This is a genomic window from uncultured Eubacterium sp., from assembly GCF_934525195.1.
In the GTDB taxonomy this organism is placed as follows: Bacteria; Bacillota; Clostridia; order Oscillospirales; family Acutalibacteraceae; genus Eubacterium_R.
The window spans coordinates 45,247-62,039 of record NZ_CAKSZA010000004.1 but is presented as its reverse complement, the minus strand read 5'-3'; the positions used below and the strand labels follow the sequence as shown (position 1 = coordinate 62,039).

General features: G+C 43.1%; 13 protein-coding genes and 1 pseudogene. All 14 read left to right on the top strand.

From position 1 onward, the window contains the following. Window positions 1-9: 9 nt before the first annotated feature. The 14 genes and pseudogenes from ispG to hemZ all read left to right on the top strand — a co-directional run bounded on the left by ispG (window position 10) and on the right by hemZ (window position 16,775). Entirely contained in the window at window positions 10-1,053 is a 1,044-nt protein-coding gene (gene ispG, locus Q0E03_RS05150; protein ID WP_297130021.1) for a flavodoxin-dependent (E)-4-hydroxy-3-methylbut-2-enyl-diphosphate synthase, read from the top strand. Then, window positions 1,053-4,991, top strand: coding sequence for a PolC-type DNA polymerase III (locus Q0E03_RS05145; RefSeq protein WP_297130019.1), 3,939 nt, complete (start codon window positions 1,053-1,055; stop codon window positions 4,989-4,991). Before ispG ends, Q0E03_RS05145 begins: the two co-directional genes overlap by 1 nt. Window positions 4,992-5,090: 99 nt before the next feature. Further along, a pseudogene (hisZ, locus tag Q0E03_RS05140) lies at window positions 5,091-6,050 on the top strand (ATP phosphoribosyltransferase regulatory subunit); the annotation flags it as partial. A 6-nt stretch (window positions 6,051-6,056) separates the two neighbouring features. After that, complete coding sequence (hisG, locus tag Q0E03_RS05135; RefSeq protein ID WP_294835883.1) at window positions 6,057-6,704, top strand: ATP phosphoribosyltransferase; 648 nt, start codon at window positions 6,057-6,059, stop codon at window positions 6,702-6,704. A gap of 12 nt (window positions 6,705-6,716) precedes the next feature. Continuing rightward, window positions 6,717-8,000 carry a histidinol dehydrogenase gene (gene hisD, locus Q0E03_RS05130; protein ID WP_297130017.1) on the top strand — a complete coding sequence of 428 codons (1,284 nt, stop codon included), beginning with the start codon at window positions 6,717-6,719 and terminating at the stop codon, window positions 7,998-8,000. Between the two features lie 51 nt (window positions 8,001-8,051). Next, a complete protein-coding gene (hisB, locus tag Q0E03_RS05125; RefSeq protein WP_297130014.1) occupies window positions 8,052-8,630 on the top strand; it encodes an imidazoleglycerol-phosphate dehydratase HisB in 579 nt (192 codons plus the stop codon). Further along, window positions 8,630-9,343: a 1-(5-phosphoribosyl)-5-[(5-phosphoribosylamino)methylideneamino]imidazole-4-carboxamide isomerase gene (gene hisA, locus Q0E03_RS05120; protein WP_297130012.1), complete on the top strand. Its 714-nt coding sequence runs from the start codon at window positions 8,630-8,632 to the stop codon at window positions 9,341-9,343. Before hisB ends, hisA begins: the two co-directional genes overlap by 1 nt. Further along, complete coding sequence (gene hisI / locus Q0E03_RS05115) at window positions 9,343-9,672, top strand: phosphoribosyl-AMP cyclohydrolase (RefSeq protein ID WP_297130385.1); 330 nt, start codon at window positions 9,343-9,345, stop codon at window positions 9,670-9,672. Before hisA ends, hisI begins: the two co-directional genes overlap by 1 nt. 11 nt (window positions 9,673-9,683) lie before the next feature. Further along, a complete protein-coding gene (gene hisE / locus Q0E03_RS05110; RefSeq protein WP_273338959.1) occupies window positions 9,684-10,007 on the top strand; it encodes a phosphoribosyl-ATP diphosphatase in 324 nt (107 codons plus the stop codon). Next, window positions 10,007-12,031: a single-stranded-DNA-specific exonuclease RecJ gene (gene recJ, locus Q0E03_RS05105; protein ID WP_297130011.1), complete on the top strand. Its 2,025-nt coding sequence runs from the start codon at window positions 10,007-10,009 to the stop codon at window positions 12,029-12,031. Before hisE ends, recJ begins: the two co-directional genes overlap by 1 nt. Next, the gene (locus Q0E03_RS05100; RefSeq protein WP_297130009.1) at window positions 12,024-14,261 is read left to right on the top strand and encodes a bifunctional (p)ppGpp synthetase/guanosine-3',5'-bis(diphosphate) 3'-pyrophosphohydrolase; all 2,238 of its coding nucleotides are present in this window, start codon (window positions 12,024-12,026) and stop codon (window positions 14,259-14,261) included. Before recJ ends, Q0E03_RS05100 begins: the two co-directional genes overlap by 8 nt. Before the next feature lie 21 nt (window positions 14,262-14,282). Beyond that, the gene (dtd, locus tag Q0E03_RS05095; RefSeq protein WP_297130007.1) at window positions 14,283-14,735 is read left to right on the top strand and encodes a D-aminoacyl-tRNA deacylase; all 453 of its coding nucleotides are present in this window, start codon (window positions 14,283-14,285) and stop codon (window positions 14,733-14,735) included. Continuing rightward, on the top strand, window positions 14,735-15,346 hold the full coding sequence (locus tag Q0E03_RS05090) for an MBL fold metallo-hydrolase (RefSeq protein WP_294835811.1): 612 nt from the start codon (window positions 14,735-14,737) through the stop codon (window positions 15,344-15,346). Before dtd ends, Q0E03_RS05090 begins: the two co-directional genes overlap by 1 nt. 4 nt (window positions 15,347-15,350) lie before the next feature. Further along, entirely contained in the window at window positions 15,351-16,775 is a 1,425-nt protein-coding gene (gene hemZ / locus Q0E03_RS05085; RefSeq protein ID WP_297130005.1) for a coproporphyrinogen dehydrogenase HemZ, read from the top strand. The last annotated feature ends 18 nt before the right edge of the window (window positions 16,776-16,793 follow it).

Below are 16,793 nucleotides of genomic sequence, written 5' to 3'. Positions count from 1 at the left end.
GTGATGATTATGAGAACTTCTAAAAAAATAAAAGTAGGCAACACATTTCTTGGCGGCGACAGCCCTGTATTGGTGCAAAGTATGCTCAATGTTCCGTCAACAGATATTGACGGCTCTGTAAAGCAGGCAGTTGAGCTTGAAAAGGCAGGATGCCAAATCATCCGCTTTGCTATTCCGAATGAGGAGGCTCTTGCGCTTATTGAACCAATCAAAAATGCAACTACCGTTCCGCTTGTTGCCGATATTCATTTTGATTACAGACTTGCAATCGGTGCCGCCGAAAGAGGAATAGATAAGATTCGTATCAATCCGGGCAACATCGGCTCTGAGGACAGAGTAAAGGCTGTTGCCGATATATGCAAACAAAAGGGACTTCCTATCAGAATCGGTGTAAACAGCGGTTCGCTTGAAAAGCATATTCTTGAAAAATACGGCTCTCCGACTCCAGAAGCTATGGTGGAGTCCGCACTTTTTCACGCTTCACTTCTTGAAAAATTTGATTTTGATGACATCGTGATTTCAATCAAGTCGTCAAATGTAAACACTATGATTAAGGCTTATGAACTTGCCGCAGAAAAATGCGATTATCCTCTCCACCTCGGTGTAACAGAGGCTGGCACAGAGCGTATGGGCATCATCAAATCCGCTGTTGGTATCGGTTCACTTCTCACTCACGGAATCGGCGACACCATCCGTGTAAGCCTTACGGATGACCCTGTGAAAGAGGTTTATGCCGCACAGGATATTTTGAAAGCAATTGGTCTTAAAACCGATTGTCCGTATCTTGTTTCTTGCCCGACCTGCGGAAGAACAAGAATTGACCTTGTAGGTCTTGCAAAGCAGGTTGAGGAGCGTCTTCGTGATTGCAAAAAGCCGATTACCGTTGCTGTTATGGGCTGTATTGTTAACGGTCCGGGCGAAGCAAAAGAGGCAGACATCGGAGTTGCAGGCGGTGACGGTTGCGGACTCATTTTCAAAAAAGGCGAAATTCTCCGCAAAGTTCCTGAAAATGAATTATTAGACGAATTGATGAAAGAGATAGACAAACTATAATGGCGAAAATATACGATTACTTTTCTCAATATATTGACGGCGACGATTTGGCGGTTGTCGGCAGCGGCGAAATAACTCGCTTTGCCGTTTACCGTGAGGAGCGTAGGCTCATACTCGGTGTTTTTCTTGACAAAACCGTTGATTATTCAGTTATTGAGCGTATTCAAAAATCACTTGTAAAAAATCTTCAGCTTGAAAATGCTGAAATTAATATAAAATATCCAAGCAGTCTTTTCAGCACGGAAACCGTACCTGTTGTGCTTTCAAAAATCGGTGCACTCAATCCCGTTGTTAATGGATTTTTTGACAATGCCGATGCCGAAATCGAGGATAATATTCTCACCGTTTGCCTCAAAAACGGCGGAAAAGATTTGCTTGAAGCTCAAAATGTTAATAAAGACATTATTCGTGCCGTGTATGATATGTTTGGCGTTGACCTTGACGATGTTTCATTTTTAGAGGTTGAAACCTTTGATATGGAATCGGCTGTTCGCAAGGCAGCAGAAGCAAAGGCGGCAGAAAAGGCAAAAGAAGAAGCTGAAAAGGAAAAATATGTTCCTCACATTCAGCTTGGAGATTTGCCGCTTTATGCCGACACACGCAAGCAGATTATGGGAAGACCTATCAAGGATTTGCCAAAGCCAATCAAAGAGGTTATGCCTGATGACGGCTTTGTAACCGTTTGGGGCGATATTTTCAACCTTGATGTTCGTGACACAAAGCGTGGCGACTCCCGAATTTTAACTTTCTGTATCACAGACCAAACATCCTCCGTGTCGGTTAAAATCTTTGAAAAAAGGAATATAATTGACCCGATTATCAAAAATCTTGAGTCTGCCCAAACAATTATCATCAGCGGACTTTACAAACTCGATACATATATTAATGAATATATTATTATGCCGAATCATATCGAGTCAATCAAGAAAATTGAAAAGCAGGATAATGCCGAAGAAAAAAGAGTTGAACTCCATATGCACAGCTCTATGTCTGAAATGGACGGCATGACTCCTGTTTCAAAACTCGTTGAGCGTGCGGCAAAGTGGGGGCACAAGGCTGTTGCAATCACCGACCACGGTGTTGTTCAGGCTTTACCGGAAGCATACGCCACCGCAAAATCAAAGGGCATAAAACTTATTCTCGGTATGGAGGGATATTTGGTTGACGACACCCTTTATCCTGATTTTATGAATATGAAGCCGAGGGATTTCCAGCGTCACCACATTATTCTTCTTGTCAAGGCGGACAATTCTATGCCTATGCGACTTGACGAAAATTGGCGACCTGTTATGGACGAGCCGGAGGATGGAATCATTCACCGAGGCAGAAAAAATTTGTACGAGCTTATCTCAAGTTCAAATGTAAAGACCTTTAAAAAACGTCCGCTTATTCCGAAAACTATGCTTGCCGAAAAGCGAGAGGATATTTTGATTGGCTCTGCTTGTGAACAGGGCGAGATTATTCAGGCTATCCTCAGAGGAAAGTCGGATGATGAACTCTTGAAATTGGCGGAATTCTATGATTATTTGGAAATTCAGCCAAACGGAAACAATGAATTTATGCTCCGCACAAGCGACCAAGAGTACACAACGACTAAGAGGGGCGAGCAGAAATACAATCCTTATTGGCGAGTTAACACCGAAGAAGATTTGATTAATATCAACAAAAAGGTTATTGAACTTGCCGATAAACTCGGAAAGCTTGTTGTTGCAACGGGTGACGTTCATTTCCTTGACCCCGAAGATTCAAAGCTCCGTGCTATTGTTATGGCATCAAAGGGATTTGACGATGCCGACAATCAGGCACCGCTCTATTTCAAAACTACCGATGAAATGCTTGAGGACTTTGCTTGGGCAGGCGACAGAGCAAAGGAATTTGTTGTTGACAATCCAAACAAGATTGCCGATATGATTCAGGACAAACTTCCGCCTATTCCTCCGGGAACTTATCAGCCTTACATTGAGGGTGCTGATGATGAACTTACCGAAAAGTGCTGGACAACCGCAAAAGAACTTTACGGCGACCCTGTTCCCGAATATGTTGCTTCCCGCCTTGAAAGAGAACTTAATTCAATTATTTCTCACGGCTACGGCGTGCTTTATGTAATCGCAAAGCGTCTTGTTGAGGAAAGCGAAAGACGAGGATATTTGGTTGGTTCAAGAGGTTCTGTTGGTTCATCTCTTGCCGCCCACTTTGGCGGTATATCGGAGGTTAACCCTCTTGCACCTCACTATTATTGCAAAAAATGCAAGCATAGCGAGTTCTTCCTCAACGGTGAATACGGCTCGGGCTTTGACTTGCCAAAAAAGGACTGTCCTGTTTGCGGTGAACCGATGAAGCGTGACGGTCACGAAATTCCGTTTGAAACCTTCCTTGGCTTTGACGGTGACAAAGAGCCTGATATCGACCTTAACTTCTCAGGTGAGGTTCAAGGTCAAATTCATAGATTTACCGAAACTTTGTTCGGCAAGGAATATGTGTTCAAAGCCGGTACAATGTCCACTATTGCAGAAAAAACCGCATACGGATATGTTCTTAATTATTTCCGTGAGCGAGATAAATACACAGGTGAGCGTGTTGAAAAGGCAAAGGAAAATCTTGCCGAAAGTAACAGTATGCTCTCAACAATTCCGAGAGCCGAGGTTGAGCGACTTGCAACCCTCATTGACAAGGGCAAGATTACAAGAACAACAGGTCAGCACCCGGGCGGAATGGTTGTTGTGCCGGATAAGTACACGGTTGAGGATTTCACACCAATTCAGTATCCGTCAAATGATGAGAAAAAGGGTACATACACAACTCACTTCGACTTTAAGAATTCACTTCACGACACACTTTTAAAGCTTGACGAACTCGGACACGATAATCCGACACTTTATAAATACCTTGAAGATTCAACGGGTATTCCTGTTATGGATGTTGATTTGAGCGACCCGAAGCTGTATGAACTTATAACTTCTTGTGCACCGCTTGGCGTTTCACCTGAAGATATTGATAACCCTACCGGTACACTTGCTATTCCTGAAATGGGCACACCGTTTGTTGTCGGTATGCTCATGGAGGCTCAGCCAAAAACATTTGCCGACTTGCTCCAAATTTCAGGCTTGTCACACGGCACGGATGTTTGGCTCGGCAATGCACAAGAACTTATTGACAATGGCACTTGCACCATTTCAGAGGTTATCGGATGCCGTGACGATATTATGACTTATCTCATCCATAAACTTGAAGCGTACGAAAGAAAAACAGGCAAAGAAGCCCCTCTTACAAAAAAGGATTGCTTCAAAATTATGGAATACACTCGTAAGGGTAAAGCACCAAAAGAGCTTCCGCCTTATGAGGAGGGAATGAAAACCATCGGCGTTGAGCAGTGGTATATTGATTCCTGCTATAAAATCAAATATATGTTCCCTAAGGCTCACGCTGCGGCTTATGTTATTGCCGCACTTCGTATTGCGTGGTATAAGATTTATTATCCCGTTCAATTTTACAGTGCGTTCTTCACCGTTCGTGGCGGTGCAATTGATGCCGTTGCGGCTGTTCAAGGCAAGGACGCCGTAAAACGAAAGATGAATGAAATCAAGTTAAAGGGCAATGAGGCAACCGCCAAAGAGGAATCTCAATATGTTGTTTTGCAGATTGTAATTGAGATGCTTGCCCGTGGTTATGAATTCTTGCCGGTTGACCTTAATAAATCCGATTGGCGAGTTTATAAAATCGAGGACGGAAAAATTCGACTTCCGTTTTCTGCTATTGACGGCATCGGAGAAACTGCGGCACAGGCTATTGCCGACGCTGTTCAACGAAATCCTGACGGCTTCGTTGCTTCCGATGACCTTGCAAATGAGCCGGGTGTCGGCAAATCGGTTGTTGATGCACTTCGTGCGGCAGGTGCTCTCGGTGATTTGCCCGAAACAACACAGATTTCTTTGTTCTGATTTTTACTTGACAAGTGTGCTTTATTATGTTAGCATATTAGCGTACTAAAGTGAACTATAGGAAAGGACGGTATTTCCACGGAAATATCACACATTATTATGAAAAGATACTCAAAGATTACTCCGCAGGGCAGCCGAGATTATCTGTTTGAGGAGTGCGACGACAGAAGACGGGTCGAACACGAACTTTCTGTTTTGTTCAAGGAAAATAATTACAGAAAGGTAATTACTCCCGCTATTGAATACTTCGATGTTTTTAAAAGCGACAATGTCGGCATTGAATCGGAGATGATGTTCAAAATGTCTGATTCAAAGGGCAGAACAACCGTTCTTCGCCCCGACAACACTATGCCTATTGCCCGTATGGTCGCAACACGGTTGCACGATGAGGAGCTTCCTGTCAGGTTGTATTACAGTCAGCCTGTTTTCGTCAGGGCAAAGGATTTGGCAGGCAGACCGAGTGAGATTGCTCAAAGCGGTGTTGAACTCATCGGTGACGGCTCTTTTGATGCGGATATAGAGATTGTCAAAATGGCGGTTGAAAGCCTGAAAAAATGCAACCTCAATTCATTTAAACTTGAACTCGGCAATGCGGCGTTTTTCAATGTCGTTCTCGGCAAAATGAATATTTCGCCAAATGACAGAGCGGATGTTGTCAACTTTATCGAGTCAAAGAACTATGCGGCTCTCGGTGATTTGCTCGATAAAATCGGTGACACCGCCGAAACAAGAGTAATCCGCAGATTGCCTCGTCTTTTTGGCGATGCATCTGTTATTGATGAAGCAAAAAAACTATATTCCGATTCTGCATTTCAACAGGCTTTGTTGTATCTTCAAACTGTTTACAACAGGCTATGTGATGAGGGATTGAAAGATTACATCATTCTCGACCTCGGTCTTGTAAATCGTTCAAATTATTATACGGGAATTATATTTCACGGCTACGCCGAAGGTTCGGGCATTTCAGTTCTTTCAGGCGGTAGATATGACAATCTTCTCGGCGAATTCGGTATGCCTGCTCCGGCTATCGGCTTTGCTGTTGAGGTGACTGCTTTGTGCGAGGCTATGCACGAGGTTATCAATGTTGAACGACCTATCCGTATTGCTCTCACAAAAGGCAGATTGGAGCGAAAAACCGTTGAACTGTTCAAGACTATGGGACTTGACACAAAGGAACTTGAAAATAAGGGCAGACGGCTTATTCTCCCTGTGGATAAATACGAAACCGTGCTGTCAAAAGCACCAGATGTAATCACTTATGTTGAGCACGGCGTGTGTGACATCGGCATTGTCGGCAAGGATACAATCGTTGAGCACGGCTCATCTTTTTATGAGGTTATTGATTTGAACATCGGCAAATGCAAATTTGCCCTTGCTTGCCCAAAGGGGACAGATTTCTTTTCGGGTTATAAGCGAAAAACCGTTGCATCAAAATATCCAAAGGTTGCAAAGGAATTCTTTGAATCAAAGGGTATGGATGTTGAGGTTATCAAGATTGAGGGCAGCGTTGAACTTGCTCCGCTTTTGGGGCTTGCAGACGGCATTGTTGATATTGTTGAAACAGGCTCAACTTTGAAAGAAAACGGTCTTGAGGTTGTTGAGGATATTTTCCCGATTTCCGCAAGAGTGATTGTAAATATGGCTTCAATGAAGCTTCGCAAGACTGAAATAGAAGAATTTTTGAACGATTTGGAACTTGCGTCCCGTGTTTGATAGGAGAAAAAGATGAAAATTACAAAGGCAAACGGCAAGGCAGAATATGCCGTTATGGAAAATCTGAAAAAAAGAATTGACGAAACTGACGAAAAAATCGTTGCTATCGTTTCAAATATTATAAATGAGGTTAAGGAGAACGGTGATGACGCCGTTCGAGAATTCACGGTTCGTTTTGACGGCGGTGTTCCTAAAAAGACTGTTATAGAAAAAGATGAACTTCAGGAATACCTCAATATGGTAGATGATGACTTCAAGTCTGCCATAATCAAAGCAAAGGATAATATTTATGATTTCCATCTCCGTCAGGCTCAACAGTCTTGGATGACCACCAAGGACAGCGGAGTTATTATGGGACAGAGAGTTCGTGGACTTCACAGAGTCGGCATCTATGTTCCCGGCGGCACAGCGGCTTATCCGTCATCTGTTCTGATGAATGCAGTGCCTGCCAAAATTGCAGGAGTAAAGGAAATTATTATGGTAACTCCTCCTGCAACCGACGGAAATCCCGACCCTAATATTATGGCTGCCGCTGCTGTTGCAGGGGTAGACAGAGTATTCCTTGTCGGCGGTGCACAGGCTGTTGCCGCACTTGCTTACGGAACGGAAAAAATCCCAAAGGTAGACAAGATTGTCGGACCCGGTAATATTTTTGTTGCAACCGCAAAAAGACTTCTTTACGGTGTGGTTGACATTGATATGGTTGCAGGACCGAGCGAAATTCTTATTGTTGCCGATAAGACGGCGGATCCTGCTTTTTTGGCTGCCGACCTTATGTCACAGGCAGAACACGACAAAATGGCTTCTGCAATTTTGCTCACCACTTCAATTGATTTGGCGAGAGCAACCGTTCACGAGATTGAAAAGCAGGTCAAAGACCTTGAGCGTCAGGAAATCATCCGTGAAAGCCTTGAAAATTACGGCGAAATCATTGTTTGTGACGATGTTATGCAGGCAATCGACTTTGCAAACGAGCTTGCTCCCGAACATCTTGAACTTTGCGTAACCGAACCGCTTAAATATATCGGCAAGGTTGACAATGCCGGTTCGGTGTTCCTCGGCAATTTCTCACCTGAACCGCTCGGTGATTATTTTGCAGGTCCAAACCATGTTTTGCCGACTTCGGGCACTGCAAGATTTTTCTCACCTTTGGGTGTAGACAGTTTTGTAAAGAAGTCGTCATTCATCTATTACACCCCTGCCGAGCTTCACGAGGCAAAGGACGATATTATCAAATTGGCTGAAACAGAGGGGCTTACGGCTCACGCAAATTCAATCAAAGTTCGATTTGAATAATTAACTTTTTTGTACATAAACGATTTTTTAGATAATTAAAAGGATAAAATTATGCGCACAGCATCAGTAGAAAGAAACACAAAAGAAACACAGATTAAGGCGGAACTGAACCTTGACGGCGGAGAGGTTTGCATCTCAACGGGCATCGGCTTTTTTGACCATATGCTCACAGCTTTTGCCGTTCACGGCGGATTCGGATTGAAACTTACGGTAAACGGTGACCTCGTTGTAGACACTCACCACACCGTTGAGGATACGGGCATCGTGCTTGGTATGGCGTTCAAGCAGGCGCTTGGCGATATGAGCGGAATTGAACGCTACGGCTCGTTTTTCATTCCTATGGACGAAAGTCTTGCACAGGTGTCGCTTGATATTTCAAACCGTCCGTTTTTGGTGTTCAATGCAGATTTTAAGCAGGAGAACTGCGGTGATTACGAAACCTGCGTAACAGAGGAGTTCTGGCGTGCTTTTGCCGTAAACGGCGGTATCACACTTCATATCAATGTGCTTTACGGCTCAAATGCTCACCACGAGATTGAAGCGATTTTCAAGGCAGTTGCTCACGCAATGAAAATTGCCGTTTCAAAAAATGTTGACGGCTCTGTTTTGTCAACAAAAGGAGTGCTTTAATGATTATTTTTCCCGCTATTGATATTATAGACGGCAAGCCTGTAAGACTGTTCAAGGGCGATTTTGCAACAGCCGAGCAGGTTGCGGATGACGTGCTTGAAACCGCAAACGGCTTTGTTCAGGCAGGTGCAAAATGGGTGCATATGGTTGACCTTGACGGCTCACTAAAAAAAGAAAGGGTCAACTCTCAAACCTTTGTTGATGTTGCCGCTCAAACTCCGCTCAAGGTAGAAATCGGCGGTGGTATTCGCACAATGGCAGACATTGATTTTTATGCGAACAACGGCATTTCAAGAGTGATTTTAGGCTCTGTTGCCCTCAAAAATCCTGATTTGGTGGAACAGGCGGTTAAGGAATTTGGCGAACTTATCGCAGTCGGAATCGATGCAAAAAACGGCTTTGTCGCAACTGAGGGTTGGACGGAAGGTTCGGACACTCATTACATCGACCTTGCAAAGCAGATGGAGGCAATGGGCGTTAAGACCATTATTTATACCGACATTTCAAAGGACGGTACGCTCAGCGGACCGAATGTTGAACAGCTTACAGCACTCAACGAAGCGGTTTCTTGCGATATAACAGCTTCGGGCGGTGTCACAAATATTGATGATATTGTGGCTTTGAGGGATAAAAATCTCTATGGTGCGATTTGCGGAAAATCGATTTATAAAGGCACTTTGGATTTAAGACAGGCTGTGGAGGTTTGCAAATGATGGATTTGGACAAGTATTTTAAAAAGAGCGAGCTTATTCCTGCAATTGTTCAAGAGGAGTCAACGGGCGAGGTGCTTATGCTGGCTTATATGAACAAGGAATCTCTGCAAAAAACTATTGAAACAGGTTACACTTGGTTTTGGTCAAGAAGCAGACAGAAACTTTGGAACAAGGGCGCAACATCGGGACATTTGCAAAAAATCACCGATATAAAAGGCGATTGCGATGATGACACTTTGCTCATCAAAGTTGTGCAAACAGGCGCTGCTTGCCACACGGGAAATCACTCGTGCTTTTTTAACAATATAGATTTTAACAAAGCGGATTGACAGGAGAAAATATGGACTATATCAGAAACGATTACGAAACAATCCTTGCAAGAAAAGATGCAAAAGAGGAAGGCTCTTACACTTGCTATCTTTTTGAACAGGGACTTGATAAGATTTTGAAAAAAGTCGGCGAGGAAAGCACAGAAATGGTTATCGCCGCAAAAAACGGAGTTAAGGAAGAAACAGTCGGCGAGATTTGCGACCTTATTTATCACACACTTGTTATGATGGTGAATGAGGGAATCAGCGTTGAAGACGTCGAGGCTGTTCTTCAAAAGCGTGCTGAAAAAGCGGGCAATTTAAAGAAATTTCATAAGGTAGACAAGAATTCATAATGGCGATTAAAAGATGGGTAATCAGACAGGCTGACAAGGAGCGTGCCTCCCAAATCAGCGAAAAATTTAATATTGACCCATTTGTTGCATTTTTGATGGTATCAAGGGGAATTGTTGACGACTTGGATGTTGTCAACTTTATGGCAGACGAATTTATGCTGTCATCTCCGTTTGATATGGCAGATATGGACGAGGCTGTTTTCACCGTGAGTGAAGCGATAGAAAACGGCGACAAAATCTGTGTTTACGGCGACTACGATTGCGACGGTGTTACATCCACAACTTTGCTTGTGGATTTTCTGCGTAATAAAGGGGCGGATGTTTGCTACTATATTCCGAGCCGTGACAAAGAGGGTTACGGTTTGAATATGTCTGCAATCGACACTATCGACTCTTGGGGCGTAAACTTGATTATAACCGTTGACAACGGAATCAGCGCATTTGACGAGGCGGAGCATATTTATGAACTCGGTATGTCACTTGTGATAACCGACCACCATCAACTTTCGGACGGCAGGCTTCCTGTTGCGGAGGCTGTTGTCAATCCTCACAGAGAGGAAAACACGATGGATTTCCGTGATTTTTGCGGAGTCGGTGTTGCGTTCAAACTTGCTGTTGCAATGGACGAGGATAACATTGAGGAAATTGTTGAAAACTATATTGACCTTGTTGCAATCGGCACAATAGCCGATGTTATGCCTTTAAAAGAGGAAAACAGAGCGTTTGTCCGTCGAGGAATTCAAAAGTTGAACACCAATCCTCGCAAGTCGCTTGCACCGCTTATCGGTAGAAATTCAAATGCTCTCACTTCGCAGGATATAGCGTTTCAGATTTGTCCGAGAATTAACGCAATGGGCAGAATGGGTGACGCAAAAAGAGCGGTTGATTTTCTTCTTTGCGATAATGCACAGGAGGCTGTTTCCGCTTGCAATAGCCTTGACGAAGAAAATGCAAATCGTCAAAAAATCGAGCAAGAGATTATTGATGATGTAAAATTGCAGATTAAAAAGAATCCACGGCTTGTGTCATCTCCTGTTATTGTTGTGGCAGGAAAAGGATATCACCACGGAGTAATCGGCATTGTGGCGGCTCACATTTTGGAGCAATACGGCAAGCCGACATTCATTGTCGGTATTGATGAAAACGGCGTTGCACGAGGCTCTGCAAGAAGTGTTGAGGGTTTCAATATTTTTGAGGCATTGTCTGCGTGCAGTGATGATTTGGTTCAGTTCGGCGGTCATCCTATGGCGGCAGGTATCACCCTCAATGAGGATATGATAGAAAAGTTTTCGGCTGATATAAACGAGTTTGCAATAAAAAATTATCCTGTTATGCCACAGGGTGAACTCACTCTTGATTTCAAGCTTGCACCGTCATATCTCAATGTTGACCTTGTTGACTCTCTGTCGGTGCTTGAACCTTACGGCACCGGCAATCCGCAGGCAGTTTTCGGAATATACAAATTGAAACTTTTGAGCGTTACTCCGCTCAGCGAGGGCAAGCATATTCGCCTTGATTTGCAGAAAAAAGATACAAAAATCCGTGTTGTCAAGTTTTCAACACCGTATAGTGAATTTCCGTATAAATCGGGCGATGAACTGAATTTGGCTGTCAAGGTGAGCAAAAACGCTTATAACGGCAAAATGTATTTGTCTGTGCAGGCGGTTGACATCCGTCTTTCGTCATTTGATGAGGAAAAGTATTTTGCCGAAAAATCGCTGTATGATTTGTACAGATACATGGGCAGGGTGGACAAATCTCTTTATCCCACAAGAGAAGAATGTGCCCTTGTCTATAAGTATTTGAAGAAAAATAACGGCTACCCTTATTCGCTTGAAAGTCTGTATTTCAGGCTTCAGGACAAAGTGACCTATGGCAAACTTATGTTTGCAATCAAGGCATTTTCGCAGGGTGGGTTGATAAATTATAAAAAAGGAATAACCCTTAATATTGTTAAAGAAAAAGTAAATCTTGAAGAAACTCCGATTCTTAAAGCTTTGAAGGGAAGATTGAACATTGAGTGAAGAAGTAAAAACAACACAAGATAAAAAAGAAGAAATAAAATTAGAGGATTATGACGATAAGTTTGACGAGTTCTTTGAGGAAGTAAAAAAGAATCCGAATTATAACAGCGAGCTTATCTTAAAGGCTTACAAGTTGGCATATGAAGCGCATAAAAATCAGCGTCGCCGTTCGGGCGAACCGTATATTATGCACCCTGTTGCCGTTGCAAAAATTCTCTTTGATTACGGAATGGACAACGAGTGCATCATCGGTGCGCTTCTTCACGACGTTGTTGAGGACACAACATATGACCTTCCGTTTATTCGTGAAACTTTCGGCGAGGATGTTGCCGTCCTTGTTGACGGTGTAACAAAACTCGGTAAAATTCCGCTTTCTACCAAGGAGGAAGTGCAGGCAGAGAATATCCGCAAGATGTTCATTGCGATGAATCAGGATGTTCGAGTTATCATTATCAAGCTTGCCGACCGACTTCATAATATGCGCACTCTTCAGCATATGCCTCCTTATAAGCAAAGAGAAAAATCACTTGAAACTCTCGAGATTTATGCTCCGATTGCTCACCGTCTCGGTATCCGTGCGGTTAAAGAAGAACTTGAGGATTTGGCAATTCGCTACCTCGACCCTTATGCTTATAAGGAAATCGAGAACTCTCTTTCTATGAAGCAGAATGAGGGCAAGGAATTTCTTGAGGAAATCAAGGCTCAAATCAAGAAAAAAATTGAGCCGATTATGCCGGGTGCTCAAATTACATCAAGAGTAAAATCCGTTCACGGTATTTTCCGTAAACTTTATATTAAGGGTAAAACTTTTGATGAAATTTATGATATTTATGCTGTTCGTATTATTGTGGATTCTATGATTGATTGCTATAACGCTCTCGGTATAGTTCACGATATGTTCACTCCGCTTCCGGGAAGATTTAAGGATTATATCTCAACCCCTAAGCCTAATATGTATCAGTCGCTTCACACCACCGTTCTCAGCAAAAAAGGTATTCCTTTTGAAATTCAAATTCGTACTTGGGAAATGCACCGCACTGCTGAATACGGTATCGCAGCTCACTGGAAATACAAAATCGGTAAGGGCGGAGAGGATAATTTTGACACCTCGCTTCAATGGATTCATCAGGTGCTTGAAAATGGCGACTCTGCCGACAATGCCGAAGATATGGTTATGTCAATAAAGGGCGACCTTTCTATTGACGAAATCTATGTTTTCACTCCGAGAGGCGATGTAAAGTCGCTTCCAAAAGGCTCAACTGTTATCGACTTTGCTTATGCAATTCACTCGGCGGTCGGCAACAAAATGGTCGGCGCAAAGGTTGACGGTAGAATTGTGCCGCTTGATACCATAGTTCGCACAGGTCAGGTTGTTGAGATTATCACTTCAAAACAACCGGGTAAAGGTCCGTCAAGAGATTGGCTAAAGATTGTAAAAACGGGTGAGGCTCGCTCAAAAATCCGTGCTTGGTTCAAAAAAGAAAAACGAGATGAAAATATTGTTCAGGGTAAACAGGATTTAGACCACGAATTCAAAAAGAATTATATTCGTTTTGAGGGCGACAAGTACGAAGAGTTCGTCAAGAAAATTTCGGAGCGTCAGCATTTTGACTGCGTAGAGGATTTCTATGCCGCAATAGGTTACGGCGGTGTGCAGATTACCCGTCTTATGCCGGGCATTAAGGATGAATATAACCGTAATTGGAAAGAAAAAGCTCCTGCTCCTGCACAAACAACCAATACAGTATCTAAGGTTAACCGTGAGCCGAAGTCATCGGGCGGTGTTGTTGTTGAGGGTATCGACAACTGCCTTATCAATATGGCGAAGTGTTGCAATCCGCTTCCGGGTGAGGAAATCATCGGCTTTATTACAAGAGGTCACGGCTTAACAATTCATTGCAGAAACTGTAAAAATGTGCCTGTCGATTTGGAAAACTGTGCCGAGCCTGAACGCTGGATAAAAGCTCATTGGGACAGCAACATCAAGGTTGAAGCTCGCAGTTCTCTCAACATTTATGCTATCGACCGTGACGGAATGGTGCTTGATATAACAACCACAATAGCAAGTGCCCATGTCAAGATGAACGCAATCAACGCCCGTCCTATCAATGACGGCAATTGCCTTACGTCGATAACAATTACAGTAAATAATAAGGAACATCTTGACGCAGTTATCAGGCTTCTTAACAAGATAGACGGTGTTTATCTTATTGAGAGAAGCGACCAGTAAAATATAATTTCGGAGAAAAATATGAAAGCAGTAATTCAACGAGTAAAATATGCAAGTGTAAAAATTGACGGAGAAACTGTCGGAGCGTGCAACCAAGGTTTTATGATTTTGTTGGGCGTACAGCAGGGTGACACAGAGGAGAACGCAGAAAAACTCCTAAAAAAAGTGCCGGTTCTTCGTATTTTTGAAGATGAAAACGGCAAAATGAATAAAAGCCTCCTCGATGTAAACGGCGAGGCACTTGTTGTGTCGCAGTTCACGCTTCTTGCCGATTGTTCACACGGCAGACGACCGTCTTTTATCAATTCCGCTCCGCCTGATATTGCGAATGCTCTGTACGAATATTTTGTTCAGGGAATGAAAGACGCAGGCGTTTCAAGAGTGGAAACAGGTGAGTTCGGCGCAGATATGGCGGTTGAACTTCTCAATGACGGTCCTGTCACTATTCTTCTTGATTCAAAGGAGCTTCATTAATGAAAGTTATCAGCGAAAAATTCGGCTCAATGGATAATAATTGCAGTCTGATTATTGATGAAAAAACAAATCAATCCGCTTTGGTGGATTGCAACGAATTCAGTCAAAAAATGATTGATATGATCGGTGATACCGACCTTAAATATATACTTTTGACCCACGGCCATTTTGACCATATAATCGGTGCAAGGGACACAAAGGCTAAGTACGGCGCAAAGGTCGTCATCAGCAGCGAGGATGAGCCTATGCTCTCATCTTCAAAGCTTTCTCTTGCGGCGTTTTGCAATGCTCCTCAAAATGATGTTGAGGCTGATATTATTGTTTCTGACGGTGACGAAATCACCCTTGGCGACACCGTGATAAAAGTTATGTCAACTCCGGGGCACACTTTGGGCAGCGTTTGCTATATTGCAGAAAACTGCATTTTTTCGGGAGATACTTTGTTTTATTGCTCCTGCGGAAGAACGGATTTTCCGTCAGGCTCTCCCGAACAAATGATGTCGTCACTCCAAAAGTTAAAGGCTCTTGACGGCGACTACAAAGTGTATACGGGCCATAACAACCTTACCACACTTGATTTTGAACGAAAAAACAATCCGTATATGAAATGATTTTATGATAATTAAGAATATAAACCACAACGCATCCTATCACACAGAAAAAATCGCAGTTATGTTTTTCCCTTTGGAAAAGCTGAAGTTTGACGGCGACGATAATGTTGTGATAGAAACCAAAAAAGAAAATAATCTCCTTTCGGTCAGAGTAAAAGCCTACTCACGGTTGCTCGAAAAAACATATGAGCTCAAAGAAAATGACGATGTAACTCATTCGTTGTCAATCTTGCTCTATGATACTTTGAGCGAACTCACAGGCTACACACTCCCTTGGGGAATACTTTACGGAGTCCGTCCTGCAAGGCTTATGCACTCAACTGTTGAAAAAATGGGTGTTGACAATGCGGTCAAAAAGTTCCTGTCCGACAAGGTGGAACAGAAGAAAATTGACCTTGCTCTGTCTGTTATGAAACGGGAAAATAAGATAATCGCACTATCTCGTGACAATTCGTTTTCGCTTTATGTGTCAATCCCGTTTTGTCCGAGCAGATGTTCCTATTGTTCGTTTGTGTCACACAGCATTGTAAATGCAAAGGACTTGATTGCTCCGTATGTTGAACTGCTTTGTAAGGAACTTGTGCATATCGGCAAAATTGCAAACGACCTCGGATTGAGGCTTGAGTCAATCTATTTTGGCGGCGGAACTCCCACAACTCTTTCTGCCGAACAACTCGATATGCTTCTTTCAACAATTGAGGGCAATTTTGATTTGTCAACTTTGAGGGAATACACGGTTGAAGCAGGCAGACCCGACACCGTGACAGAGGCAAAACTCAACGCTCTTATGTCGCACCATGTGTCAAGAATAAGCATAAATCCGCAAACTTGCAATGATGATGTGCTAAACGCAATCGGCAGACGGCACACTTCTTCCCAAACGGTAGGAGCCTACGAACTTGCACGCAAGATTGGGTTTGATAATATCAATATGGACTTCATCGCAGGGCTTAATACCGACACTCCGGAGAGTTTCAAACGAAGCATTGACACAGCCGTGTCGCTTGCTCCCGAAAGTATCACGGTGCACAATTTGGCGCTGAAATCCGCCGCTTTCCTGTGTACCGAAAATGAATTTTTCGATTTGACCGAGCGTAGCAACGCTTCAAAAATGGTGGATTATTCATACAAAACTATGATTGAAAACGGCTATAATCCGTACTATATGTACCGTCAAAGCAAGTCACTCGGCAACCTTGAAAATGTCGGTTATGCAAAAGACGGCTTTGATTGTTTATATAATGTCTTTATGATGGACGAAACGCATACGGTGCTTGCCGCAGGTGCAGGAGCGGTCACAAAACTCAAAAATCCGCAAACTGCTCATATTGAAAGAATATATAATTATAAGTATCCGTATGAGTACCTCAACAATTTTGAAGAGGTTTTATCACGCAAAAAAGGTATAATTGATTTTTATAGTGAATAAATTTGTATAGATACACTT

Coding starts and splice junctions, on each gene's coding strand:
- hisI (WP_297130385.1), top strand. CDS start 9,343: ATGGATTTGGACAAGTATTTTAAAAAGAGCGAGCTTATTCCTGCAATT.
- hisE (WP_273338959.1), top strand. CDS start 9,684: ATGGACTATATCAGAAACGATTACGAAACAATCCTTGCAAGAAAAGAT.
- hemZ (WP_297130005.1), top strand. CDS start 15,351: ATGATAATTAAGAATATAAACCACAACGCATCCTATCACACAGAAAAA.
- recJ (WP_297130011.1), top strand. CDS start 10,007: ATGGCGATTAAAAGATGGGTAATCAGACAGGCTGACAAGGAGCGTGCC.
- hisD (WP_297130017.1), top strand. CDS start 6,717: ATGAAAATTACAAAGGCAAACGGCAAGGCAGAATATGCCGTTATGGAA.
- dtd (WP_297130007.1), top strand. CDS start 14,283: ATGAAAGCAGTAATTCAACGAGTAAAATATGCAAGTGTAAAAATTGAC.
- hisG (WP_294835883.1), top strand. CDS start 6,057: ATGCACGAGGTTATCAATGTTGAACGACCTATCCGTATTGCTCTCACA.
- hisB (WP_297130014.1), top strand. CDS start 8,052: ATGCGCACAGCATCAGTAGAAAGAAACACAAAAGAAACACAGATTAAG.
- Q0E03_RS05145 (WP_297130019.1), top strand. CDS start 1,053: ATGGCGAAAATATACGATTACTTTTCTCAATATATTGACGGCGACGAT.
- ispG (WP_297130021.1), top strand. CDS start 10: ATGAGAACTTCTAAAAAAATAAAAGTAGGCAACACATTTCTTGGCGGC.
- Q0E03_RS05090 (WP_294835811.1), top strand. CDS start 14,735: ATGAAAGTTATCAGCGAAAAATTCGGCTCAATGGATAATAATTGCAGT.
- hisA (WP_297130012.1), top strand. CDS start 8,630: ATGATTATTTTTCCCGCTATTGATATTATAGACGGCAAGCCTGTAAGA.